Origin of the sequence: Pseudomonas sp. HR96 (assembly GCF_034059295.1) — a bacterium.
Taxonomy (GTDB): domain Bacteria; phylum Pseudomonadota; class Gammaproteobacteria; order Pseudomonadales; family Pseudomonadaceae; genus Aquipseudomonas.
On the sequence record NZ_CP139141.1, the window covers coordinates 2,656,465 to 2,683,049 of the forward strand.

7 protein-coding genes and 1 pseudogene are annotated in these 26,585 nt (G+C 69.5%); 3 read left to right on the top strand and 5 right to left on the bottom strand.

Annotated elements, in window-relative coordinates:
• Nucleotides 1–363: 363 nt before the first annotated feature.
• The 3 genes and pseudogenes from SFA35_RS26720 to SFA35_RS12080 form a co-directional block, all read left to right on the top strand.
• Nucleotides 364–10,503 (top strand): annotated as a pseudogene (locus SFA35_RS26720) (amino acid adenylation domain-containing protein); the annotation flags it as partial.
• Nucleotides 10,495–17,631: an amino acid adenylation domain-containing protein gene (locus tag SFA35_RS26725; protein WP_414058543.1), complete on the top strand. Its 7,137-nt coding sequence runs from the start codon at nucleotides 10,495–10,497 to the stop codon at nucleotides 17,629–17,631. The pseudogene SFA35_RS26720 and the gene SFA35_RS26725, both read left to right, overlap by 9 nt.
• Nucleotides 17,615–18,559, top strand: a complete 945-nt coding sequence (locus SFA35_RS12080) for an alpha/beta hydrolase (RefSeq protein ID WP_320578630.1) — start codon at nucleotides 17,615–17,617, stop codon at nucleotides 18,557–18,559. Before SFA35_RS26725 ends, SFA35_RS12080 begins: the two co-directional genes overlap by 17 nt.
• Before the next feature lie 134 nt (nucleotides 18,560–18,693).
• Here the strand turns inward: SFA35_RS12080 and SFA35_RS12085 are convergent, their stop codons facing one another.
• The 5 genes from SFA35_RS12085 to SFA35_RS12105 form a co-directional block, all read right to left on the bottom strand.
• Nucleotides 18,694–20,910, bottom strand: coding sequence for a TonB-dependent siderophore receptor (locus SFA35_RS12085; protein WP_320578632.1), 2,217 nt, complete (start codon nucleotides 20,908–20,910; stop codon nucleotides 18,694–18,696).
• A gap of 100 nt (nucleotides 20,911–21,010) precedes the next feature.
• Nucleotides 21,011–21,760 carry a siderophore-iron reductase FhuF gene (gene fhuF, locus SFA35_RS12090; RefSeq protein WP_320578634.1) on the bottom strand — a complete coding sequence of 250 codons (750 nt, stop codon included), beginning with the start codon at nucleotides 21,758–21,760 and terminating at the stop codon, nucleotides 21,011–21,013.
• Nucleotides 21,757–23,772, bottom strand: coding sequence for a Fe(3+)-hydroxamate ABC transporter permease FhuB (gene fhuB, locus SFA35_RS12095; RefSeq protein WP_320578636.1), 2,016 nt, complete (start codon nucleotides 23,770–23,772; stop codon nucleotides 21,757–21,759). The genes fhuF and fhuB overlap by 4 nt, the downstream gene beginning before the upstream one ends.
• Entirely contained in the window at nucleotides 23,765–24,664 is a 900-nt protein-coding gene (locus SFA35_RS12100) for an ABC transporter substrate-binding protein (protein ID WP_320578638.1), read from the bottom strand. Before SFA35_RS12100 ends, fhuB begins: the two co-directional genes overlap by 8 nt.
• Complete coding sequence (locus SFA35_RS12105) at nucleotides 24,661–26,310, bottom strand: cyclic peptide export ABC transporter (protein WP_320578640.1); 1,650 nt, start codon at nucleotides 26,308–26,310, stop codon at nucleotides 24,661–24,663. The genes SFA35_RS12100 and SFA35_RS12105 overlap by 4 nt, the downstream gene beginning before the upstream one ends.
• Nucleotides 26,311–26,585: the final 275 nt, after the last annotated feature.

Sequence of the window (26,585 nt, forward strand, 5' to 3'; positions counted from 1 at the left end):
CATATTGAACCTCCCGCCAGGCGCATGGCGGCCCTACCGTATCCCCGCCAAACACCCCCCCGTTAAAGATCCCCCCACCCCCTTCGTCAACCTTGATGAACCACAGCCTCGCAACAGGCTGTCAGTCGATCAATACGGCGCTCGCTGGAGCGCGGCGATGGGATGAACCTGATGAACGCACACGAATCCGCGCAACTGGCCCGCCGTTTTATCGGCCTGTCCGCCGACAAGCGCAGCCGCTTCTGGCAGACCCTGCGCGCTGAAGGCCTGGACATCGGCCAGTGGCCGATTCCTGGCGGTGTGGCGGTACAGGGGCCGACGCCGTTGTCATTCGCCCAGCGGCGCATGTGGGTGCTCTGGCAGATGGACCGCGACAGCGGCGCCTACAACCTCGGCAGCGCGGTGCGGATGAACGGCGCGCTGGACCGGGCGGCGTTGACGGCCACCTTCGAGGCACTGCTGCAGCGCCACCCGGCGCTGCGCACCACCTTCGCCCAGCACGACGACGAGGTGTTGCAGACGGTGCAGGCCGACGCGGCGCTGACGTTGGCCGAGGCCGACTTCAGCCAGCTGCCGGCCCCGGCCCGCGAGGCCGCAGCCCAGGCGCATCTGCAACAGGCGGCCGCCGCGCCATTCGATCTCGAACAAGGCCCGCTGCTGCGGGTGCACCTGGTGCGTCTGGATGAACACCAGCACCTGCTGTTGCTGGCCCTGCATCACATCGTTGCCGATGGTTGGTCGCTCAACCTGTTGATCGGCGAGTTCGCCGCGCTCTACCCAGCCCTGTGCGAGGGACGCGCCGCCACCTTGCCAACGCTGCCGATCAGCTATGCCGACTACGCGCTGTGGCAGCGCAGCCTGCTCCAGGCCGGCGAAGCCGAACGCCAGCTGGATTACTGGCGCGAGCAGCTGGCCGCGCCACGCCCGCCGCTGGAATTGCCAAGCGATCGCCCGCGTGGCGCCTTGCAGAGCAACCGAGGCGCCAGCCTGGCGTGGACCTTGCCCAGCGAATTGGCGGCCGGTCTACGCGCCCTGGCCAGGCAGCAGGACGTCAGCCTGTTCATGCTGCTGCTGGCGGCGTTCAAGGTCCTGCTGCAGCGCCACAGCGGCCAGCAGGACCTGTGCCTGGGAGTGCCGGTGGCCAACCGTCACCGCCTGGAATGCGAGGGCCTGGTAGGCTTTTTCGTCAACACCCAGGTGCTGCGCAGCCGGTTGGACCCGCGCGAGCCGTTCAGCGCGTTGCTGGCCCGGGTCAAGGACAGCGCCCTGCAGGCCCAGGCCCATCAGGACTTGCCGTTCGAGCAGTTGCTCGACGGCCTGGGCCTGGAGCGTAGCCTGAGCTACAACCCGCTGTTCCAGGTCATGTTCAATCACCAGCGCCGCGACCTGCGTGCCTTTGATTCGTTGGCGGGCCTGAGCGTCGAACCCCTGCCGCTGGAGAGCCCCTGGGCCAAGTTCGACCTGGGCCTGGACACCCTGGAGGACGCGCAGGGTGGCCTGAGCGCGACCTTCAGCTACGCCACCGACCTGTTCGACCGTGCCCGCATCGAGCAGTGGCGCCAGCACTTCGAGACGCTGCTGGCCGGCATCGTCGCCAACCCGCAGCAAGCCTTGGGCGAGCTGCCGTTGCTCGGCGCTCAGGAGCAGGCGCAGTTGGCGGCCTGGAACCGGCTGGCCCCCGCTGCCCCGCGCGAACCGATGCACACCTGGCTGGAGCGAGTGGCGGCCGAGCAGGGCGACCGCGAGGCGCTGCGCTGCGGCGAGCAGGTCCTCAGCTTTGCCGAGCTGGAGCGCCAGGCCAATCAGCTGGCGCATCATCTGCTGGGCGAAGGCGTCGGCCCGGAAGTGCGGGTGGCTGTGGCGCTGCCGCGCAGCCCGCAGCTGATCGTCGCGCTGCTGGCGGTGCTCAAGGCCGGCGGCGCCTATGTGCCGCTGGACGCGACCTATCCACGCGAACGCCTGGCCTATCTGCTGGACGATTCCGGGGTGGCCTTGCTGCTGACCCACCGCTCGCTGCTCGACAGTCTGCCGGTGCCCAACCATGTGCAGGCGCTGTGCCTGGATGCGCTGGACCTCAACGCCCAGCCGGCCGTGGCGCCGGTGGTGCCGGTGCAGGCGCAGAACCTGGCCTACGTCATCTACACCTCCGGCTCCACTGGCCAGCCCAAGGGCGTGGCCGTGGCCCACGGCCCGCTGAGCATGCACATCGCCGCCATCGGCCAGCGCTACGAGATGAGCGCCGCCGATTGCGAGCTGCACTTCATGTCCTTCGCCTTCGACGGCGCCCACGAGCGCTGGCTGACGGCGCTGGCCCACGGCGGGCGCCTGCTGCTGCGTGACGATCAGCTCTGGACCCCCGAGCAGACCTACCAGGCCATGCACGCCCACGGCGTCACCGTGGCGGCTTTCCCGCCGGTGTACCTGCAGCAGCTGGCCGAGCACGCCGAACGCGAGGGCAATCCGCCGGCCATGCGCATTTACTGCTTCGGCGGTGACGCGGTGCCGGAGGCCAGTTACACGCGGGCGCACCAGGCCCTGCGGCCGCAGTACATCATCAACGGCTACGGCCCGACCGAGACGGTGGTCACGCCGCTGATCTGGAAGGCCGACGCCGCGACGCCGACCGGCGCCCCCTACGCGCCGATCGGCAGCCGTATCGGCCAACGCAGCGCCTGGGTGCTGGACGCCGACCTGAACCCGGTGCCGGTGGGGGTGGCTGGCGAGCTGTACCTGGGCGGGGAAGGGCTGGCGCGGGGTTATCTGAACCGCGCCGGGCTGACCGCCGAGCGCTTCGTCGCCGACCCGTTCGACGCCGCTGGCGGCCGGCTGTATCGCACCGGCGACCTGGTGCGCCAGCGCGCCGACGGCACCCTGGACTACCTGGGCCGGCTTGACCATCAGGTGAAGATTCGGGGTTTTCGCATCGAGCTGGGCGAGATCGAAGCGCGCCTGCAGGCCGAGCCCGAGGTGCGCGAGGCGGTGGTGGTGGCCCGCGAAGGGGCCAGTGGCAAGCGCCTGGTGGCCTATGTGGTCGCCCATCAAGCCGATGCGCAGTTGTGTGAAACCTTGAAGGCACGCCTGCAGGCCAGCCTGCCGGACTACATGGTGCCGGCCCAGTGGCTGCTGCTCGAGCGCCTGCCGGTCACGGCCAACGGCAAGCTGGACCGGCAGAACCTGCCGCAGCCCGAGGCGGTGCAGAGCCAGCGGGCCTACGTGGAGCCGCGCAGCGAAGTGGAGCGGGCCCTGGCCGCCATCTGGCAAGCGGTGCTGAAGGTCGAGCAGGTCGGCCTGCACGATAACTTCTTCGAGCTGGGCGGTGATTCGATCATCGCCATTCAGGTAGTCAGTCGCGCCCGCGCCGCCGGCCTGAGCCTGACCCCCAAGGACCTGTTCCAGCACCAGAGCCTGCAAAGCCTGGCGAGCGCTGCGGGCGAGGCCCGCCCGAGCCTGATCGTCCAGGCCCCGGCTGAGGGGCCGTGCCGGTTGACGCCGATTCAGCAGTGGTTCTTCGAAACCCACGGCCTGCAGCCGCACTGGAACCAGTCGGTGCTGCTGCAGACCGACGGCAGCCTGCAGCCGGCGCACCTGAGCCAGGCCCTCGACGCCTTGCTGCAAGCCCACGATGCCCTGCGCCTGTGCTTTGCCAGCGACGGCAGCGCGCGCTACGCCGCTGCGCGCCCGCTGCCACTGTGGCAACGCCAGGCCGCCGACGCCGAGCAGCTGCTGGCCCATTGCGAGGAGGCTCAACGCAGCCTCGATCCCCAGGCCGGCCCGCTGTTGCGCGCGCTGCTGGTGGCGATGGCCGACGGCACTCAGCGGTTGCTGCTGGTGGTGCACCACCTGGTCATGGACGGCGTGTCCTGGCGCATCCTGCTGGACGACCTCCAACAAGCCTGCGCGCAGTGCGCGGCCGGGCAGACACCGACCTTGGCGGCCCGCACCAGCGCCTTGAGCGCCTGGACCGAGCGCCTGCAAGCCCATGCTCGGCAACCGCACCTGCTCGCCGAAGCGGCGTTCTGGCAGCGCCAGACCCGCACCCGCGAACTGCCGTGCCCGCGTCCGCAAGGGGTATGCATCCAGGCCCAGGCCAGGCGCGTGGTGACCCGCCTGGACCGCGAGCTGACCCGGCGCCTGCTGCAGGACGCCCCGGCGGCCTACCGCACGCAGATCAACGACCTGTTGCTGACCGCCCTGGCGCGCGTGTTGTGCCGCTGGAGCGGCGAGCCCAGCGCGCTGATCCAGCTCGAAGGTCATGGTCGCGAGGCGCTGTTCGACGACATCGACCTGTCGCGCACCCTCGGCTGGTTCACCAGCGCCTACCCGCTGCAGCTGACCCCGGCCGATGACCTCGGTGATTCGATCAAGGCCATCAAGGAGCAGCTACGCGCGGTGCCGCACAAGGGCATCGGCTACGGCCTGCTGCGCTACCTGGGTGACGCTGCGACCCGGGCGCTGCTCGCCGAGCTGCCGGCACCCCAGGTCACCTTCAACTACCTCGGCCAGTTCGACGCCAGCTTTGCCGCCGACGGCGCGATCCGCCCGGCCAGCGAGGCCCGTGGCGCCGAGCAGAGCGCCGACTCGGCGTTGGGCAACTGGCTGTGCATCAACGGCCAGGTCTATGCCGGCGCCTTGAGCCTGGACTGGAGCTTCAGCGCGGCGATGTTCGATGAAGCCGACATGCAGGCCCTGGCCGACGCCTACGGCACGGAATTGAGCGCGCTGGTGGCCCACTGCGCAGCCCCCGAGGCAGGCGCGCTGACCCCCAGCGACGCGCCCTTGACGGGCCTCGACCAGGCGGCGCTGGACGCCCTGCAACTGCCCGTCCGGCAGGTCGAGGCGGTGTACCCGCTGGCCCCGCTGCAGCAGGGCCTGCTGTTTCATGCCCTGTATGCGCCGCACAGCGCTGCCTACGTCAACCAGCTGCGGGTGGACATCGAGGGGCTTGACGTCGACGCCTTCCGCCAGGCCTGGCAGGGCGCGCTGCTGGCCCACGACAGCCTGCGCGCCAGCTTTCTCTGGGACGGCCTGGCCGAGCCGCTGCAAGTCATCGCGCGCCAGCCGCAACTGCCCATGACACTGCTCGACTGGCGTGCACAGGTTGATCCGCAGCAAGCGCTGCAGGCCCTGGCCGAGCGCGAACAGGCCGAGGGCTTCGATCTGGCCCGGGCGCCGCTGCTGCGCCTGACCCTGATACGCCTTGACGCCACGCGCTACCACCTGATTTTCACCTGCCACCACATCCTGCTGGACGGCTGGAGCACCTCGCAGCTGTTCGCCGAGGTGCTGCAGCGCTACGCGGGCCAGACCCCACCGGCGGCCGGGCGCTTCGGCGACTACCTGGCCTGGCTGGGCGGCCGCGATGGGCGCCAGGCCGAGGCGTTCTGGCGCGGGCAACTGCGCCCGCTGACGGCGCCGACCCGCCTGGCTGGCGTGCCATCGTCCGCCGTAGGCCACGGCGAATCGCGTTTGCGCCTGGACCACGCCCAGACCACGCGCCTGCAAGGGTTCGCCCGGGCCCGCAAGGTCACCCTCAACACCCTGGTGCAGGCGGCGTGGCTGCTGCTGTTGCAGCGCCACAGCGGCCAGCAGGCGGTGGCCCTGGGCGTTACTGTGTCCGGGCGGCCGGCGGAGCTGGCCGGGGTGGAGCGTCAGTTGGGCTTGTTCATCAACTCGCTGCCGGTGATCGTCGCGCCGCCGCCGAGCCTGGCGCTGGGCGAACTGTTGCAAGGCCTGCAGGCGCAGAACCTGGCCCTGCGCGAATTCCAGTACACGCCGCTGGCGGACATCCAGCGCTGGGCGGGCCACGCCGGCGAGGCGCTGTTCGACACCCTGCTGGTGTTCGAGAACTACCCGGTGGCCGAGCAGCTGCAGGGTCACTCGGCACTGTCGATGCCCCGCTTCGGAAAGGTCACGGTGCAGGAGCAGACGCACTATCCGCTGACCCTGAGCGTACTGGCGGGCGCAACGATCGACATCGAATTGGCCTACCGGCGCAGCCACTTCAGCGCCGCCCAGGTCGAGCAGTTGAGCCAGCAGCTGGCCGCTCTGCTCGACGCCATGCAGCAGCGGCCCGAGGCGCCGCTGGGTGAGTTCGCCCTGCTGGGTGCAGCCCAACAGCTGGCGCAGTTGAACCCGCAGCCGGCCCTGTTCAACTATCAAGGCAACATTTGCACCCTGATCGAAGCCCAGGCCGCCCGCCGGCCCGAGGCCCTGGCGCTGGCCTGCGGCGCCGAGCAGGTCAGCTACGGGCAGATGAACGAGCGCGCCAACCGCCTCGCGCACAAGCTGCGTGAGCTAGGCGCCGGCCCCGAGGTGCGGGTCGGCCTGGCCATCCGCCGCTCGGTGGACATGGCCATCGCCCTGCTCGCGGTGCTCAAGAGCGGCGCCGCCTACGTGCCGCTGGACCCAAGCTACCCGGCCCAGCGCCTGGCCTACATGGCCGAGGACAGCCGCATCGCGCTGCTGCTCAGCGACGGCCTGCAACTGGACGTGCCGACCCTGGCGCTGCCGCCCTCGGCCGAGTGGTTCGCCGACAGGCCGGCCGGCAATCCTGCGGTGGCCCTGGCGCCGCACAACCTGGCCTACGTGATCTACACCTCGGGTTCGACCGGCCAGCCCAAGGGCGTGCTGATCGACCACCTGGCCCTGGCCGATTTCTGCGCGCTGGCGGTGGACTATTGCGCCCTGAGCGAACAGGACCGGGTGCTGCAGTTTGCTACCTACAGCTTCGACGGCTTCGTCGAGCAGCTGTACCCGGCGCTGTGCGTCGGCGCCGGCGTGGTGATCCGCGACGGCGAGCTGTGGGACAGCGAGCGGCTGTACCGCGAAATCCTCGAACAGGGCATCAGCGTGGCCGACTTGCCCGCCGCCTACTGGCACGTGTTCGTGCAGGACTGCCTGCAGGCCGGGCCACGGGACTACGGGCCGCTGCGCCAGGTGCATGCCGGTGGCGAAGCCATGTCCGTGGAGGGCGTGCGGCTGTGGGCCCAGGCGGGCCTGGGGCAGGTGCGCCTGCTCAACACCTATGGCCCGACCGAAGCGACCGTGGTCTCCACGGTGTATGACTGCGCCGCCGGGGCGGGCGACAGCGTGCCGATCGGCGCGGCCCTGGCCGGGCGCCGCTGCCTGGTACTGGACGCCGAGCTGAACGCGGTGCCGCCGGGGGTGGCCGGCGAGCTGTGCATTGGCGGCCTCGGCCTGGCGCGCGGTTACCACGGGCGCCCGGGGCTCAGTGCCGAGCGCTTTATCGCTGACCCGAGCACCCACGAAGGCGGCCGGCTGTACCGCACCGGCGACCTGGTGCGCTACCGCGCCGACGGCGTCCTGGAGTACCTGGGGCGCATTGATCATCAGCTGAAGATCCGCGGCTTTCGCGTGGAGATCGGCGAGATCGAGGCGCACCTGCTGGCCAGCGGGCGCCTGCGCGAGGTGGTGGTGGTGGCTGTGGGCGAGGCCGGCCGGCAGTCGCTGGTGGCCTATCTGGTGGCCAATGCTCCGCAGGCCGAGCCTGATGAGCTGCGTCAGGTGCTACTGGCCGAGATCGGCGCGGCATTGCCCGACTACATGATTCCGACGCACTGGGTGGTGCTCGACGCCTTGCCGCTCAACCCCAACGGCAAGGTCGACCGCCAGGCCCTGCCGGCGCCGAACCTGCAGCGTGCCGCTGGCGTGGCCCCACGCACGGCGCTGGAGCAGGCGCTGGTGGACATCTGGCAGCCGTTGCTGCGGGTCGAGACGGTGGGGGTCACCGACAACTTCTTCGAGCTAGGCGGCGACTCGATCATCTCTCTGCAGGTGGTCAGCCGCGCGCGCCACGCCGGCATCCTGCTGACCCCCAGGGACCTGTTCCAGAACCCCACGGTGGAACGCCTGGCCCGGGTGGTGCAGCAGGTCGAGGCCGCCGTCGCCGACCATGCCAGGGTCAGCGGCGGCTGCGCCTTGACGCCGATCCAGCAGTGGTTCTTCGACGCGCCCATTGCCCATCGCGACCACTGGAACCAGGCGCTGCTGCTGCAAAGCCGCACACCGCTTGAGCCGCGCCTGCTGGCGGCGGCGCTGGAAGCGCTGGTGCAGCACCATGACGCCTTGCGCCTGAGCTTTGCCGAGGACGGCGCGGCCTGGCACCGCGATGAGCCCGGCGAGCTGTTGCATCAGGCCCAGGCGGCCGATGGCGCCGCCGTGGAACGCCTCTGCGCTGCGGCGCACACCGCGCTGAACCTGCGCCATGGCCCGCTGCTGCGCGCCACCCTGATCGACCTGGCCGACGGCAGCCAGCGCCTGCATCTGGTCATTCACCACCTGGTGGTCGACGGTGTGTCCTGGCGGCTGCTGCTCGAAGACCTGCAATTGGCCTACGAGCAGCAGCAACGCGGCGCGGCCATCCGCCTGCCGGGCAAGTCCAGCTCATACCAGGCCTGGGCCGAGCGCCTGGTGCAGCTGGCGCAGGAGCCGGCGCAGCACGCCGAGCTGGCGTTCTGGCAGGGGCATCTGGCGGCTGCCGAGGCGACCCTGCCCGGGGCCGACAGCCGCGCCAGCCTGGCCGGGAAGCAGGCCGCGCAGGCGTTCACCCGGCTGGATGCCGAGAGCACCCGGCGCCTGCTGCAAGAGGCGCCGGCGGCCTACCGCACCCAGGTCAACGACCTGTTGCTGACGGCCCTGGGCCGCGTGCTGTGCCGCTGGAGCGGTGCTCAAGCCTGCCTGGTCAACCTGGAAGGGCACGGCCGTGAACAATTGTTCGACGACCTCGACCTGTCGCGCAGCGTCGGCTGGTTCACCAGCCAGTACCCGGTGTGCCTGAGCCCGCTGGGCGAACCCGGCGCGGCGATCAAGGCGGTCAAGGAGCAGCTGCGCGCGGTGCCGCGCAAGGGCGTGGGCTATGGCCTGCTGCGCTACCTGGCGCCGCCGGCGGTGCGGGAGGCGATGGCCGCGCTGCCGCCGGCGCGCGTCACCTTCAACTACCTCGGGCAGTTCGACGCCGGCTTCGCCGACGCGCTGCTCGGCCCGGCAGCCGAACACAGCGGCCCGAGCCAGAGTGCCGAGGCGCCGCTGGACAACTGGCTGAGCCTCAACGGCCAGGTGTACCAGGAGCAACTGAGCATCAGCTGGACCTACAGCCGTCAGATGTTCGGCGCCAGCGACATCGAGGCGCTGGCCAGCGCCTTCGCCGACGAGCTGCGGGCGTTGATCGAGCATTGCCGCAGCCCTCTGGTCGCGCGCCTGACCCCCAGCGACGTGGCCTTGGTGCGCATCGACCAGGCGCGTCTGGACAGCCTTGGCGCACCAGGCCTGGACGACCTTTACCCGTTGGCGCCGATGCAGCAGGGCATGCTGTTCCACAGCCTCTATGCCAGCGACAGCCAGGCCTACGTCGACCAGCTGCGGGTGGACATCGACGGCCTCGACCTGGCGCGCTTTCGCGCGGCCTGGCAGGCCAGCCTGCAGGCCCACGACGTGCTGCGCGCCGGCTTCGTCTGGGATGCCGACCAGCCGTTGCAGGCGATCCATCGCCGGCTCGAAGTGCCAATGCAGGTGCTGCACGGGCCCCTGGACCTCGACGCCCTGGCGGCAGCCGAGCATGCCCGCGGCTTCGACCTGGCGCGGCCACCGCTGCTGCGCCTGACCCTGGTGCCCACAGCGGGCGACCGTCATCACCTGATCTACACCAGCCACCATATCCTGCTCGACGGCTGGAGTACGTCGCGCCTGTTCGCCGAGGTCATGCAGCGCTACAGCGGGCAGACGCCGCCGGCGGCCGGGCGTTTCGGCGACTACCTGGCCTGGCTGGCGCAGCGCGATGCCGCCGCCAGCCAGCGCTTCTGGAGCGAACAGCTGCGCCCGCTGGCGGCGCCCACGCGCCTGGCCAGCGCCTTGCCCCGTGGTGCCTGGCCGCCGCTGGACGGCCACGGCGAGCATGCGCAGGCGCTCGACGCCGCCCTCAGCCGGCGCTTGAGCCAGGCGGCCAAGGCCGCCAACCTGACCCTCAACACCGTGGTCCAGGCGGCCTGGCTGTTGCTGCTGCAACGCTGCACCGGGCAACCTGTGGTGGCCATGGGCACCACGGTGTCCGGGCGCCCGGCAGACCTGCCCGGGGTGGAAAGCCAGTTGGGCCTGTTCATCAACAGCCTGCCGGTGATCGCCGAGCCGCGCCCCGAGCTGAGCTGCCGCCAATGGCTGCAGCAGGTGCAGGACCGCAACCTGGGCCTGCGCGAGTTCGAATACACGCCGCTGGCCGACATCCAGCGCTGGGCCGGCCAGGCCGGCGAGGCGTTGTTCGACACCCTGCTGGTGTTCGAAAACTACCCGGTGGCTGCGCAGCTGCAACAGGCAGCCGGGCAGGGGCTGCGCTTCGGCGCGGTGCGCGTCGAAGAGAAAACCCATTACCCCTTGACCCTCAGCGTGCTGGTGGGCGAGTGCATCCACCTGGAGTTCGGCTACCTGCAGCAGCATTTTGCCGCGCCGACCATCGAGTGGCTGGCCAGCCAATTGCAGCGCCTGATGACCCACCTGCTCGAACAGCCTCATGCGCTGCTGGGCGAGCTGGCCCTGCTTGGCGCGGTCGAGCAGCTGAAGCAGCTCAACCCGCAGCCGGCCCTGTTCAACTATCAAGGCAACATTTGCACCCTGATCGAAGCCCAGGCCGCACGCCGGCCCGAGGCCCTGGCGCTGGCTTGCGGCGCCGAGCAGGTCAGCTACGGGCAGATGAACGAGCGCGCCAACCGCCTCGCGCACAAGCTGCGTGAGCTAGGCGCCGGCCCCGAGGTGCGGGTCGGCCTGGCCATCCGCCGCTCGGTGGACATGGCCATCGCCCTGCTTGCGGTGCTCAAGAGCGGCGCCGCCTACGTGCCGCTGGACCCGAGCTACCCGGCCCAGCGCCTGGCCTACATGGCCGAAGACAGCCGCATCGCGCTGCTGCTCAGCGACGGCCTGCAACTGGACGTGCCGACCCTGGCGCTGCCACCCTCGGCCGAGTGGTTCGCCGACAGGCCGGCCGGCAATCCTGGGGTGGCCCTGGCGCCGCACAACCTGGCTTACGTGATCTACACCTCGGGTTCGACCGGCCAGCCCAAGGGCGTGCTGATCGACCACCTGGCCCTGGCCGATTTCTGCGCGCTGGCGGTGGACTATTGCGCCCTGAGCGAACAGGACCGGGTGCTGCAGTTTGCCACCTACAGTTTTGACGGCTTCGTCGAGCAGCTGTACCCGGCGCTGTGCGTCGGCGCCGGCGTGGTGATCCGCGACGGCGAGCTGTGGGACAGCGAGCGGCTGTACCGCGAAATCCTCGAACAGGGCATCAACGTGGCCGACCTGCCCGCCGCCTACTGGCACGTGTTCGTGCAGGACTGCCTGCAGGCCGGGCCACGGGACTACGGGTCGTTGCGCCAGGTGCATGCCGGTGGCGAAGCCATGTCCGTGGAGGGCGTGCGGCTGTGGGCCCAGGCGGGCCTGGGGCAGGTGCGCCTGCTCAACACCTATGGCCCGACCGAAGCGACCGTGGTCTCCACGGTGTATGACTGCGCCGCCGGGGCGGGCGACAGCGTGCCGATCGGCGCGGCCCTGGCCGGGCGCCGCTGCCTGGTGCTGGACGGTCAGCTGAACCCGGTGCCGCCGGGGGTGGCCGGGGAGCTGTGCGTCGGCGGCCTCGGCCTGGCGCGCGGTTACCACGGGCGCCCGGGGCTCAGTGCCGAGCGCTTCATCGCAGACCCGAGCAGCCGCGAGGGCGGCCGGCTGTACCGCACCGGCGACCTGGTGCGCTACCGCGCCGACGGTGTGCTGGAATACCTTGGGCGCATCGATCATCAGCTGAAGATCCGCGGCTTTCGCGTGGAGATCGGCGAGATCGAGGCGCAGATCCTCGCCCAGAGCCAGGTGCGCGAAACCCTGGTCATGGCTCGCGAAGAAGGCCAGGTTCGCCTGCTGGTGGCCTACCTGGTACCCGCCGTGGCCGGCGCTGACCCGCTGGCGCTGCGCAACGCCGTGCAGAGCCATCTGCAACAGGAACTGCCGGACTACATGGTGCCCAGTCACCTGGTGGTGCTCGACGCCTTGCCGCTCAACCCCAACGGCAAGGTCGACCGCCAGGCCCTGCCGGCGCCGAGCCTGCAGCGTGCCGCTGGCGTGGCCCCGCGCACGGCGCTGGAGCAGACGCTGGTGGACATCTGGCAGCCGTTGCTGCGAGTCGAAGCGGTGGGCGTCACCGACAATTTCTTCGAGCTGGGCGGCGACTCGATCATCTCCCTGCAGGTGGTCAGCCGCGCGCGCCGCGCCGGCATCCTGCTGACGCCCAAGGACCTGTTCCAGCACCAGACCGTGGAGAAACTCGCCCGCGTCGCCGGCGCTGTGCCGAGCCTTGGCGCGGATCAGGGGCCGGTCACGGGCGGCTGCCGGCTGACGCCGATCCAGCGCTGGTTCTTCGAGGAGCCGATCGCCAACCGCGACCACTGGAACCAGGCGCTGCTGCTGCACGCCCGGGCGCCATTGCAGGCGGCGTGGCTCGAGCGCGCGTTGCAGGCAATCGTCGAGCAGCATGATGCCTTGCGCCTGAGCTTTGCCGAAGGCGCCGAGGCGCGCCACCTGGCCCAGGTGCCCAGCGGTTTTGCACAGGCCCAGGCGGCCGATGCCCAGGCCTTGGCGCGAATCTGTGCCCAGGCCCAGGCCAGCCTCAACCTGGCCAAGGGCGAGCTGCTGCGTGCCACCCTGGTCGACATGGCCGACGGCAGCCAGCGGCTGCACCTGGTGATTCACCACCTGGTGGTGGACGGTGTGTCGTGGCGGATCCTGCTTGACGACCTGCAGTTGGCCTACGAGCAACAGCAGCGCGGCGAGGCGCTGCGCCTGCCGGCCAAGTCCACGTCGTATCAGGCGTGGGCCGAGCAGCTGCACGAATATGCCCGCAGCCCGGCGCTGGCGGCCGAGTTCGATTACTGGCAACAGCAACTGGCGCAGACTTCAGTCGACCTGCCATGCGATGGCGACGGCGAGGCAGCCGTGGTTGTGGTCCAAACCCGGCTCGACGCCGCGCTGACCGAACGTCTGCTCAAGCAGGCGCCGGCGGCCTATCGCACCCAGGTCAACGAGTTGCTGCTGACGGCCCTGGCGCGGGTATTGTGCGCCTGGACTGCCACTCCAACGGCGCTGGTGCAACTGGAAGGCCACGGCCGCGAAGACCTCGGCGCGGGCCTGGACCTGTCGCGCAGCGTCGGCTGGTTCACCAGCCTGTATCCGCTGCAGCTGACGCCTGGCGCGGGCCTCGACGGAGCGATCAAGGCGGTCAAGGAACAGCTGCGCCGCGTGCCTGGCAAAGGCCTGGGCTACGGCGTGCTGCGCTACCTCGGCGCGCCTGAGCGACAAGCCGCCATGGCCGCCCTGGCGCAGCCTCGGGTCACCTTCAATTACCTTGGCCAGCTCGATGCCAGCGCCGATGCCCAGGCCCTGCTGCGCCTGGCCGACGAGAGCGCCGGCGCGAGCCAAGGCGCCGATGCGCCGCTGGGCAACTGGCTGAACATCGACGGCCAGGTGCAGGGCGGCCAGCTGGGCATGACCTGGGTGTTCGACCGCCAGCGCTTCCAGCCCTCCACCATCGAGGGGCTGGCCGCAGCATTCAACCAGCAGTTGCAGGCGATCGTCGAGCACTGCGCCAGCGCCAGCGGCTGCACCCCCTCGGACTTCCCGCTGGCCGGTCTCGACCAGCTCCAGCTCGACGCGCTGCTGGCGGACCAGGCCGCGGTCGAAGACATCTACCCACTGTCGCCCATGCAGCAAGGCATGTTGTTCCATGCCCTGGACACGCCGCAGTCGGGGCAATACGTCAACCAGCTCAGCGTCGCGGTCAGCGGCCTGGACCCGCAACGGTTGCGCGCGGCCTGGCAGGCAGCAGTGGACCGCCACGCGATCCTGCGCAGTTGCTTCGTCTGGCAGGGCGAGGCGCCCTTGCAGCTGGTGGTGCGCCAGCTGGCGGCGGCGGTGCAGGTCATCGATGGCCGGCACTGGAGTGCCAGCCAGCTGCAAGGCTTCGAACGCGAGCAGCGTGAGGAGGGCTTTGACCTGGGCCGCCTGCCGCTGCAGCGGGTGATGCTGGTGCAACGTGGCGCGCAGGACTGGCAGTTGATCTGGACCAGCCACCACATCCTGCTCGACGGCTGGAGCAGCGCGCGCCTGCTCGGCGAGGTGCTCGGCGCCTATGAGCAGCCGCAGGCCTTGCCGGCAGCGCCGAGCTACCGCGACTACATCAGCTGGCTGGGACGTCAGGACGACGCCGCCGACGAGCGCTTCTGGCGCGAGCGCCTGGCGCAGCTGCAAGCCCCGACGCTGCTGGCCGAGGTCATCCCCAGCCGCGACCCGCAGCCTGGCCACGGCGCCGTGCACACCCGCCTGAGCGAGGCGCAGACAGCGCAGTTGCAAGCCTTTGCCCAGGCCCAGCGCATCACCATGAACACCCTGGTGCAAGGTGCCTGGCTGCTGTTGTTACAACGCTACAGTGGGCAGGACAGCGTCGCCTTCGGCAGCACCGTGGCCGGGCGCCCGGCGGACCTGGCGCAGGCCGAGGACATGCTCGGCCTGTTCATCAACACCCTGCCGGTGATCCAGCGCCCCCAGGCGCAGGCTGCGGTGGGTCCATGGCTGCGCGAAGTGCAGGAGGCCAACCTGGCCCTGCGCGAGCACGAGCACACGCCGCTGTACCGCGTGCAGCGCTGGGCCGGGCAGAGCGGCCAGGCCTTGTTCGACTCGATCATCGTGTTCGAGAACTACCCCCTGGGCGAGGCGCTGGACCGCGCCGGCGAAGGCTCGCTGCGTTTCGGCGCCAGCGAGTCGGTGGACGTCACCTCGTTTGCCATGGACCTGGCCGTGTCCGTCGGCCGCTGCCTGGAAATCGAATACCTGTACCGTCGCGATTGCCTGGACGGCGCTGCATGCGAGACCTTGCGCGGGCATTTCGAAACCTTGCTGCTGGCGATGGCCGCCGACCCGTTCCGGGCCCTGGGCGACCTGCCGATGCTCGGCGCCGAAGAACAGCAGCGCCTGCAACAATGCAACCAGCTGGCCCCGGCTGCCCCGCGCGAACCGATGCACAGCTGGCTGGCGCGGGTGGCGGCCGAGCAGGGCGACCGCGAGGCGCTGCGCTGCGGCGAGCAGGTCCTCAGCTTTGCCGCGCTGGAGCGCCAGGCCAATCAGCTGGCGCATCATCTGCTGGGCGAAGGCGTCGGTCCGGAAGTGCGGGTGGCGGTGGCGCTGCCGCGCAGCCCGCAGCTGATCGTCGCGCTGCTGGCGGTGCTCAAGGCCGGCGGCGCCTATGTGCCGCTGGACGCGACCTATCCGCGCGAACGCCTGGCCTATCTGTTGGACGATTCCGGGGTGGCCTTGCTGCTGACCCACAGCTCGCTGCTCGACAGTCTGCCGGTGCCCAACCATGTGCAGGCGCTGTGCCTGGATGCGCTGGACCTCAACGCCCAGCCGGCCGTGGCGCCGGTGGTGCCGGTGCAGGCGCAGAACCTGGCCTACGTCATCTACACCTCCGGCTCCACCGGCCAGCCCAAGGGCGTGGCCGTGGCCCACGGCCCGCTGAGCATGCACATCGCCGCCATCGGCCAGCGCTACGAGATGAGCGCCGCCGATTGCGAGCTGCACTTCATGTCCTTCGCCTTCGACGGCGCCCACGAGCGCTGGCTGACGGCGCTGGCCCACGGCGGGCGCCTGCTGCTGCGTGACGATCAGCTCTGGACCCCCGAGCAGACCTACCAGGCCATGCATGCCCACGGCGTCACCGTGGCGGCGTTCCCGCCGGTGTACCTGCAGCAGCTGGCCGAGCACGCCGAACGCGAGGGCAACCCGCCGGCGATGCGCATCTACTGCTTCGGCGGCGATGCGGTGCCGGAGGCCAGTTACACGCGGGCGCACCAGGCCCTGCGGCCGCAGTACATCATCAACGGCTATGGCCCGACCGAGACCGTGGTCACGCCGCTGATCTGGAAGGCCGACGCCGCGACGCCGACCGGCGCTCCCTACGCGCCGATCGGCAGCCGTATCGGCCAGCGCAGCGCCTGGGTGCTGGACGCCGACCTGAACCCGGTGCCGGTGGGGGTGGCTGGCGAGCTGTACCTGGGCGGGGAAGGGCTGGCGCGAGGTTATCTGAACCGCGCCGGGCTGACCGCCGAGCGCTTCGTCGCCGACCCGTTCGACGCCGCTGGCGGCCGGCTGTATCGCACCGGCGACCTGGTGCGCCAGCGCGCCGACGGCACCCTGGACTACCTGGGCCGGCTTGACCATCAGGTGAAGATCCGGGGTTTTCGCATCGAGCTGGGCGAGATCGAAGCGCGCCTGCAGGCCGAGCCCGAGGTGCGCGAGGCGGTGGTGGTGGCCCGCGAAGGGGCCAGTGGCAAGCGCCTGGTGGCCTATGTCGTTGCCCATCAAGCCGATGCGGACTTGTGTGAAACCTTGAAGGCACGCCTGCAGGCCAGCCTGCCGGACTACATGGTGCCGGCCCAGTGGCTGCGGCTCGAGCGCCTGCCGGTCACGGCCAACGGCAAGCTGGACCGGCAGAACCTGCCGCAGCCCGAGGCAGTGCAGAGCCAGCGGGCCTACGTGGAGCCGCGCAGCGAAGTGGAGCGGGCCCTGGCCGCCATCTGGCAGGCGGTGCTCAAGGTCGAGCAGGTCGGCCTGCACGATAACTTCTTCGAGCTGGGCGGTGATTCGATCCTCAGCCTGCAAGTGGTGGGCAAGGCCCGCGCCCTGAAGAAGCTGGGCCTGAACCTGAAGTTGCGCGACCTGATCCAGCGGCCGACCATCGCCGAGCTGACCGGCACCGCGCCGACCTCGCCGCGCTCGTCGCTGCTGGCCCTGAACTCCGAGGTGGCCCAGGTGGCGCCGCTGTTCTGCGTGCACGCGGGCTACGGCACGGTGTTCGACTATGAACCGTTGGCGCGCCGCCTGGACGGGCAGCGGCAGGTCATTGCCATCCAGGCGCGCAAGCTGCTGGACCCCAGCTGGGATGATCAGTCGTTGCCGGCCATGGCCGCCGACTACGTGCGGATGATCCGGGCTCGCCAGCCCGAAGGGCCTTACCACTTGCTCGGCTGGTCGCTGGGCAGCACCCTGGCGACGCTGATGGCTGCGGCGCTGGAGCAGGACGGCGAGGAAGTGGCGTTTCTCGGCCTGGCCGACCCCTTCGTGCCGGCGCCCTGGGTGCGTGAAGCGCCGCTGCCGGACTGGCGCGCAGACCTCGCCGGCTTTGCCAGCGTGCTGTTGCCGGAGGGCCCGGCCTTGCCGGCGCTGCCGCCGACTGAAAGCGCCGCCAACGTACTCGCCGCGCTGCACGCCGCGTTGGTGGCCGGCGGCTCGAACGCCGAGGGCCGCTATGCCGCATTGGGCGCCGAAGAGATGGCCCAGGTGTTTGCCGTGGCCCGTCAACTCAAGCGCCTGTCCCGCGAGCTGGACCGCTGCCCGGCGGTGCAGGCGGCTGCGACCTGCTGGTGGGTCGCCGAGCGCGACGATGACCGCGACCTGCTCGCCGAGCAATTGCAGCAACCCGGCCTGCGCGGCTGCCTGCTGCCGGGCGGCCACTTCGATGTGCCGCACGCGGCCAAGTTTCTCGACACCCTTGAACACGCCCTGGAGTTGTGCAATGCCGTTGAACCCTGAAATCGCCGCTTACCTGCAACTGGTCGAGGCCGGCCGTGAGCAGCGCACGCCCATGCACCAGATGACCGCCGAGCAGGCGCGGGCCGAATTTGATCGCTCGGCCGCCCAGTTCACGCTCGAGGGCGCGCCGCTGGCGCGGGTGGAAAGCCACTGGATCAGCGCTCGCGACGGCGCGCAGCTGCAAGCGCGGCTGTACAGCGCCCAGGTCGGCGCGACCGGGCAGCCGGCGTTGCTGTACCTGCATGGCGGCGGTTACGTAGTGGGCAGCCTCGATTCCCACGACAGCCTGTGCCGCGGCCTGGCCGAAGCGGGCGGCTACGCGGTGCTCGCCGTGGCCTACCGCCGTGCCCCCGAGCAGCGCTTTCCGGTGGCCTGCAACGATGCCCTCGACGCCTGGCACTGGCTCACCCGCCAAGCCCCGGCCCTGGGCCTGGACCCCCAGCGCCTGGCCGTCGGCGGCGACAGTGTCGGCGCCAGCCTGGCCACGGTGCTCGCCCGCGAACTGGCACTGGCCCAGGCGCCATTGCAACCGCGGCTGCAGGTGTTGATCTACCCGGTCACCGACGCCACTGCACAGACCCCGTCATTGCAGCGCTACGCCGAAGGCCACCTGCTGGAAAGCGCCACCCTGGAGTGGTTCTACCAGCAGTACGCCCGCCAGCCAGCAGACCGCCACGACCCACGTTTTTCACCGCTGCTGGGCGCCGTCCCGGCCAACAGTGCGCCCGCCCTGGTGCTGCTGGCCGAGTGCGACCCGCTGCACGACGAAGGCCTGGCCTACGTCGCGCACCTGCGCGAGGCGGGGGTGGCGGTGCAACTGCATGACTATGAAGGCATGACCCATGACTTCATGCGCATGGGGTTGATCGTGGAAGAGGCCGATGACGCGCTGCAGGTGATCGGCGAGGCGCTGGCGACGGTTTTCTAGGTTCATGCCACCGGCCTTGCGGCCTCTCGGGGGCTGCGCCCCCTCCCACATCGGGTTGCGGTGGCGGTTTCAGCGCCCATGAAAAAGCCCGAGCCGGGGTCACCGGCTCGGGCTTTTTCATGGGCAGGGCTCGATCAGAAATCGTAGCCCAGGGTGGCGATCACGTTGCGGCGGTTGCCGTAGAACACCGAGTCCTCGTAGAAGCCAGGTTCGAAGTAGTGCTTGTCGAACAGGTTGGTGGCGGTCACCGAGAGCTTGGTGCCGGTCAGGCCCAGCTTGCCCAGGTCGTAGCGAACGGTCGCGTCGGTGAGGAAGTACTGCGGGGTGGTCAGGGTGTTCTGCTGGTTCTGCGAGGAGCCGATGTAACGCTCGCCGGCGCCGATGCCCAGGCCGTCCAGCGGGCCGTTACGGAAGCTGTAGTCGAGCCACAGGGCCGCAGTGTTGCGCGGGATGTCGCGCGGGGTGTTGCCCTGGTAGGTGTTGTCCTTGGTGATCTGGGCGTGGGTGTAGGCGTAGGAGGCGATCACGTTGAGGTTTTCGTTGAGGCTGGCCTTGCCTTCCAGTTCCAGGCCCTTGGACTCGACCTCGCCGGTCTGCACCGAATAGCCGGTGTTCACCGGGTCGACGGTGGTGACGTTGCGCTGGGTCAGGTCGAATGCCGACAGGGTGACCGAGGCGTTGTAGCCCTCTGGCTGATATTTCACGCCCACTTCGTACTGCTTGCCGGTGGTGGGCTTGAACAGCTTGTTGTTGATGTCGGTGTCGGGGTTGGGCTGGAACGAGGTGCTGTAGCTGGCGTACGGGGTGATGCCGTTGTCGAACAGGTAGGCCAGGCCGATGCGGCCGGTGAACTTGTGGTCGTTCTGGGTACCGCTGGTCGCACTGACCGCGTCTTCTTCGTGGTCGCGGGCATAGTCCTGGCGGCCGCCGATGGTCAGCGCCCAGCGGTCGAGCTTCATCTGGTCCTGCACGTAGACGCCAACCTGCTGCATCTTCGAGTCGGTGTCGCGTTGCAGCGTGTCGAACCACACCGGGGCGCCGCCGTGCACCGGGTCGTACAGGTCGATGTTGTTGAAGGCGTCTTCAGGGTCGCCATTGCGCCGGGTTTCCTCGGCTTTGTAGTGCGAGTAGTCGATGCCGGTGATCAGGGTGTGACGGATCGCGCCGGTGTTGAAGCTGCCCTGGATGTTGTTGTCCATCAGGAATGTGTTGCTGCTCTTGGGCCGGTATTGCAGGCCGATGTCCTGGGTGCGGCCGTCGTCGTTGAGCACCACGTCCGGGCCGCTGGAAAGAAAGCCCACCACCGAGTGCATGTAGCGCAGGTTCTGCTGGAATTTCCAGCCGTTGTCGAATTCATGCTCGTAGATAGAGCCGATCGAGGTGGTCTCGACGTGGTAGTAACTGCCCAGCCAGCCCAGGTTGGTGTCGGAATTGATGTGCCCGTAGGGGCTGCTCTTGACCGTGCCTATGGCAGGAAAGCTCTGCTCCGAGCCGCCGGTGACGGTCTTGTTGTAGGACGCCAGCACGGTGAGGCTGTCGCTGTCGGTGGGTTTCCAGGTGATCGACGGGGCGATGTAGGTGCGATCGTCCGGCGAGTGGCTGACCTGGGTGCCGCTGTCGCGGCGCAGCATGACGATACGGCCGGTGAGGCTGCCGTCGTCGGTGAGGCGGTCGTTGAGGTCGATGCCGTACTGCTGGCGGCCGTAGCTGCCGACCTGGTATTCGATGTGGTGGATCGGCTCGTCCTGGGGACGCTTGCTGGTCATGTTGACCACGCCGCCCGGGGCCATCTGCCCGTAGAGCACCGAGGCCGGGCCCTTGACCACGTCGATGCGCTCCAGGCCGAAGGTTTCGAAGTTGGTGTCGTACTGGTTGAAGCCGGTGCGCAGGCCGTCCTGGTAGATGCCGAACAGGTTGAAGGCCCGAAAGCCGCGCAGGAAGATGTCCGGCGCGCCCTGGCCACCGGCGTAGTCGATGGCGCGGATGCCGGGGGTGTAGGCCACGGCGCTGTTGAAGTCCTGGACGCCGCGCTGGTCCATCTCGTCGCGGGTGATCACCGAGATGGTCTGCGGGATTTCGTTGATCGGGGTGTCGGTCTTGGTGCCGGTGGTGGTGCGCTTGGCAACGTAGCCCTTGACCGGGCCGTCGCCGGTCTCGACTTCGCGGTCGGCGTTGATCTCGATGTTGTCGAGGGTCAGGCCGGCATCGGCGGTCTTGCCGTCGGTGCTGGCGGCGGCCATGACCAGCCCGGGCGAGCCGGCAAGCACCAGGCCGACGCCGGCCACTTGCATCGGGCGGCGCAGGCGCTGGGCCAGAATCGAAAGGGTAGAGGGAAAAGCCGAGACCGCCATAACCGTTTATCCTTAACAGAGGTAGTAGTGCGAGTGATTCGCAATTGTAATTGTATTGTCGGGAACTTACCGAGGAATTATTTCCTCTGATACAAATTTTTCACCTGCGCCTCGGGGCCTTGAGCAGGGGACAGTCCACGCAATGCGGTAACGGCTCCAGGCAATAGCGCAGGCAGCACACCCGGCGCCAGCCTTGGCCGTCCAGCTGCTGGGGGAACTGGTAGGCACGTTGCACGGGGTTGAGCCAGCCATCGGGGTAGGCGGGCTGGCTAAACAGTTGCAAGGCTTGCTGCAGGCTGGCCAATGGCAGCCCGAGGCGCTCGGCCAGAAGGCGCATCGCCCAGGCCAGGTAGGCCGCAACGTTGCCCCACAAGGCTCGCGCCGAGAGCCGGGCATGGCGCGCCAGCTGCTCGACGAAGGGCTGCAGGTTGCCGTGCAGCAGCGCCTGGCAGCGGCCGTAGAGGTCGCTGCCGGCGGGTAGCCGTTGGCTGGCTGCGCCGAGCAGCAGGGTAGAGACGCTGCCGTCTTCATCCAGCCGCAGGGCGACGTTGTCCAGCGCCAGCGGCAGCTGCCGGTCGAGCAGCAGGCAGGCCAGCAGCGCGCCGGGCAACAGGGCTTCCAGATAGCTCTTGGACCAGTGCGAGAGCAGGGCGCGACGGTCGGCGCCGGGGTACTCGCGGGCATGGCCGGCGACGATGGTATCCAGGGTCGCCGGGGCCCACAGCTGCTGGCCACGGATGGCCGCCTGGCCCTGATCGAGGGCCAGCGATTGCAGTGGCGCCAGCTGCGCCGCCGCGAAGCGTCGGTCGAGTTCGGCGAGGACTGCCGCCGTCGACGCGCCGCCGCTCACGCCGCGTTCCTGCGCAGCAGCCACATGAAATACGGGCAGCCGATGGCCGTGGCGACCAGCCCGGCCGGGATCTGGAAGGGGTAGATCAGGTTGCGCCCCAGCCAGTCGGCCAGCACCATCAACAGCGCGCCGATCAGTACCGCGCCGGCCAACTGGGGTCCGGGTCGGCGCAAGCCGAGCAGGCGCGCCATGTGCGGCGCCATCAGACCGACGAAGCTCAAAGGCCCGACCACCAGGGTGGCGGCCGCGCTGAGCAGGGCGATCAACAGCAGCAGTGCAGTGCGCGCCGGCCGCACCGCCAGCCCCAGCGCCTGGGCCTGGGGGGCGCCCAGCTGGAGCAGGCCCAGCCAGCGCAGCGACAGCGGCAGACACGCCAGCAGCACGGCCATGCTCGCCAGGGCGAACAGCGCCTCGTGGCCGGAGACCTGATAGGTCGAGCCCGCCAGCCAGGCCAGCAGCCCGCCCATGCGCGGATCACCCACGGCCATCAGCACCGCCACCAGCACGCCGAACAGCGTGCTCAGGGCGATCCCGGCGAGGATCAGGCGTTCGGCTGCCAGCGCCGAGCGCCGCTCCAGGGCCAGCAAGCCGAGCAGCACCGCCATGGCCCCCAGGGCGCCGGCCAGCAGTTGCTCGCTGCGGGTCGCGGCGCTGACGACAAAGGCCAGCACCACCACGCCGAAGGCGGCTCCGGAGCTGACGCCGATGATTTCCGGGCTGGCCATGGGGTTGTGGGTCAGGCGCTGGACCAGGCAGCCGGCGCCCGCCAGCATGGCGCCGGCGGCCAGCGCGGCAGCGATGCGCGGCGCGCGCAGGGCCTGCAGGGAAGCCTCGAGGCTCACATGCCAGCCGTCGGGCCCCTGGCCCAGTGTCAGCGCGCCGAGCACGGCCAGCAGCAGGGCCAGCAGGCAGCCGAGCAGCAACAGGTTGCCCTGCAGGGCACTGAGCGCATGCTTGAGGCCCGCGGGTGCAGCGTTGGGGCCGCCGGGACGCAGGCGCGGCAGCAGCCAGACCAGCAGCGGCACGCCGAGCAGGGCGGTGGCGGTGCCGGTGGGCACCTCGTGGTAGCCGGCGGGAATGCGCACCACCAGGCTGTCGGCCAGCCACAGCAGGGCGGCGCCGAGCAGCGTGGCCCAGAGCATGCGGGGCACGAAGCGCCGCGCGCCCATCAGCCGCGCCAGGTTGGGCGCGGCCAGGCCGATGAAGCCGATCACCCCGACGCTGGCCACGGTGATCGCCGCCAGGCCGACGCAGAGCACCAGCGCCACCGCGCGCAGTGCGCCCGGCGAGCCGCCAAGGCTGCGGGCGTTGTCGTCGTTGAGTTCGAACAGGCTCAGCGCCCGCGACAGCGGGCGGATCAGCGCGACGAAGATCAGCAGCGCGGGTAACAGCAGCAGCACTGCCGACCAGTCGTTCTGGCCCAGGTTGCCGCTGCTCCACATGAACATGCCGCGCAAGAAGCTGTGGTTGAACAGGATCAGCACGTTGGCGAAGGCGTCGCAGCACAGGCTCACCACCAGCCCCGCGAGGATCAACGCCAGGGGCGAGAAGCCGCGCCCGGCGGCCAGGCCGAACACCAGCCCGGCCGCCAGCAGCGCGCCGATCAGCGCCGGCCAGACCGGACCGTGCAACATCAGCGCCGGCGCATGGAGCGTGGCGGCGGTCACCGCCAATTGCGCGCCGGCGCTAATGCCCAGGGTGGTCGGCTCGGCCAGCGGGTTGCGCAGGACCTGCTGCAGCACGCAGCCGACCAGGCCCAGCGCCGCGCCACAGAGCAGCGCCACCGCCAGGCGTGGCAGCGAGCTGTAATGCACGATCAGCTGGCGCATGTCGTGGGTATCGGGGGCCCAGAGCGTGGCCCCCAGGGGCGCGCCGCCCAGCTGCTGGCGCAGCGTGGCCAGGCTCAGCAGCAACGCCAGCAGGGCGAGCAGGCCGACCACCCAGGCCACCAGCGGCACCCGCAGGCGGTCGCGTTGCCCAGGATAGCGGTCGCTCAAGGGACGTTCAGCCATGCTCGGCCTGCATCAGGTGGGATGACAGAAGCTCGGCGAAGCTCACCGCCGAAGGCATGGCGCCGTAGAACAGCACTTCCGGCAGCTTGATCGCCTGCTGCCGGCGTACGCTGGGCAGGTTGCGCCACAGCGGGTTGTCGGCCAGGCGCTGCTCCAGCCCGGGGGTGGCATTGAAGTACACCAGGCGCGCCTCGGGTTGCTCGGCCAGCTGTTCGAAGCCGATGGTGGCAAAGCCCCAGCCATTGGTCTGGCCCACCCAGGCATTGCGCTGCCCCAGGCGTTGCAACACGTCATCGAACAGGCTGTTGCGGCCAAAGACCATGGCCCGGCGCTCGTCGATCACGCTGATGACCTGCAGAGCGGCCGGCGCAAGCGCCAGGCAGCGCTGGCGGGCCTCGGCCAGGCTCGCCCAGGCGTGCGCCAGGTAGCGCTGCGCCGCCTCGCTGCGGCCGATGCGGTGGGCCACTGCGAGGGTCAGGCGCGCGACCTGCTCGCAGGGGCTGCCCTGGTCATCGGTCTCGAACACCTCGCTGGCGGCGATGCTCGCCAGCCGGTCCTGCAGCACCGCCTGGTCGCTGCCGAGCAGGATCAGCTCGGGCTGCAGCTCCTGCAGCAATTCAAGATTGGGCTCCGAGCGCAGGCCCAGTTCCAGCACGCTGGCGGGCAGTTGCGGTTCGCGCACGCTGCTGCGGTACAGCGCGTTCTCCGCCGTCGCCGCCGGGGTCAGGCCGAGCGCCAGCAGGGTCTGCACCAGGCCCCAGTCCAGCGCCGCCACCTGGCTCAGCGGGGCCTGGGCGGCGCTGGCCTGGGCGCGCGGCAACAGCAGCAGGGCGGCCAGGCCGATCAGGCAACGGCGCCGCACCTGGCACACCTGCCCGGGCGCTCGGTTCATGCCGGCGCGAACTCGCTGACCCGTTGCCCGGCCGCCAGGCGCAGCAGCTGGTCGGCGCAGTCGAAATAGCGATCGTCGTGGGAGATGACGATGATGGTCTTGCCCAGCGCCTTGAGGCTGGGCAGCAGGTCGGCGTAGAAGATGCCGCGAAAGGTCGGGTCCTGGTCGGCGGCCCACTCGTCGAACACCAGCACCGGGCGGCCTTCGGTCCAGGCCTGCAGCAGCGCCAGGCGCTTGCGTTGGCCGGTAGAGAGGTCGGTGGTGGAAAAGTTGTTGTCCTTGAGGCTGACCTTGTGGCCAATCTCCAGGCGCTCGAGGTACTGGACCGCGTCCTCGGGCACGCTGTCGCCGTCCTGGATCAGGTCATCGAACAGGAAATAGTCGGAAAAGATGGTGGTGAACAGCTGCCGGTAGTCATCGCGGTTCTGCGCGCTCACCGGCTCGCCGTTGAGCAGCACCTGCCCTTGTTGCGGCTCGTACAGGCCCAGCAACAGCTTGATCAGGGTGGTCTTGCCACAGCCGTTCTCGCCGACGATGAAGAGAATTTCGCCCGGGCGGATGCTCAGGTCCAGGGGGCCGACGGCGAAGGGTGGGTTGCCGTCCACGGCCGGGTAGGCGTAGCGCACCCCGCGCAGCTCCAGCGAATGCAGCGGCGCCGGGGGCTGCTTGGGTTCATCGTCAAGCAGATGGGGTTCGGGCGAGGCGAACTGGGCGGACAGCTCGGCGATCCGGCGGAACGCCACCTGGGCTCGGCTGACCACCGGCAGGTTGCCGATCACGCTTTCCAGCGGCCCTTTCATGTACAGCAGCACCAAAATGAAGCCGCTCAAGGTGGCCTTGTCGGTGCTCGGCCACAGGCTCTGGAAGAACAGCGCAACGCCGATGACGATGAAGAACAGGGTCGAGCCGAAGCCCTTGGCGATGACGAACAGGTTGATCGAGCTGATCTGGATGGCGCAGATGCGCTCGATGGTGGCCTGCATCTTGCGGTTGTACAGGCGCAGCCGGCGCGGGCGGTTGATGCGCAGTTCCTTGGCGCCTTCGGCGATGGCGCGGTAATGCTTCTGCAGTTCGTCCTCGTGCTCGCGGGCGTCGAAGAAACCGTTGATGCCACGGTTGCGCGCCAGGTACTGGATGATGCTGCCGATAATGATGGCCACCGCCGTGGTGAGGAACATGGTCCATGACAGCCACGCCATGTAGCCCAGGCAGCCGAAGGTCACGCTCAGCGAGACCGCCAGGGGCGAGAAAGCGAAGGCGAAGTCGCTGATGGTGTCCACGTCATGGGTCAGCACCGGGATCAGGCGGTGGCTGCGGTAGCGCTCCAGCTGCTCGATGGGCGCTGAAAGAATCCGCGTGCCGAGGTCCTTGCGCAGGCGCGCGATGACGTGCTGGCCGACATGGTTGGTGCCGATGTCGGAGAGGATCGAGCCCAGCAGCGCCAGGGCGCACAGCGCGGCGAACGCCAGCAGCAGGGTGCGCGAGGTGTCCCCGTCAGCGTGCAGGCTGTGGTTGATGGTGGCCAGCAGCGCGGTGATGCCCAGCCCCCCGAGCACGCCCAGCACGATCGACACGCAGAGGATCAGGCGAAAGGGCCGCAGCAACTGCAACAGCGCGCCGAGCGAGCTTCTTGGTGGAGTCTGCATCAATCATTCCTTCACTGGACAAGAGCGTACGAGGCGGCCCGCGCGGTTTGCAGGCGCTGCGTCGTGTGTCCTTGTAAACGACTGGCGTGGCAACGGATTTAGTCGCGGCGCCGCTGGGTTGCAATGGTAACGAGAATTTCTAGTATTCGCATTATTTACCCTTCAGCGCTAAATCTGCCTCACTGCGTCTCGTCACCCTTGTGAATTTGGCCATGAACCTGGACTGCCAAGGGAGCGGGTCGGCCAAACCCCTTAATGGCTTGTTACATCAAGAG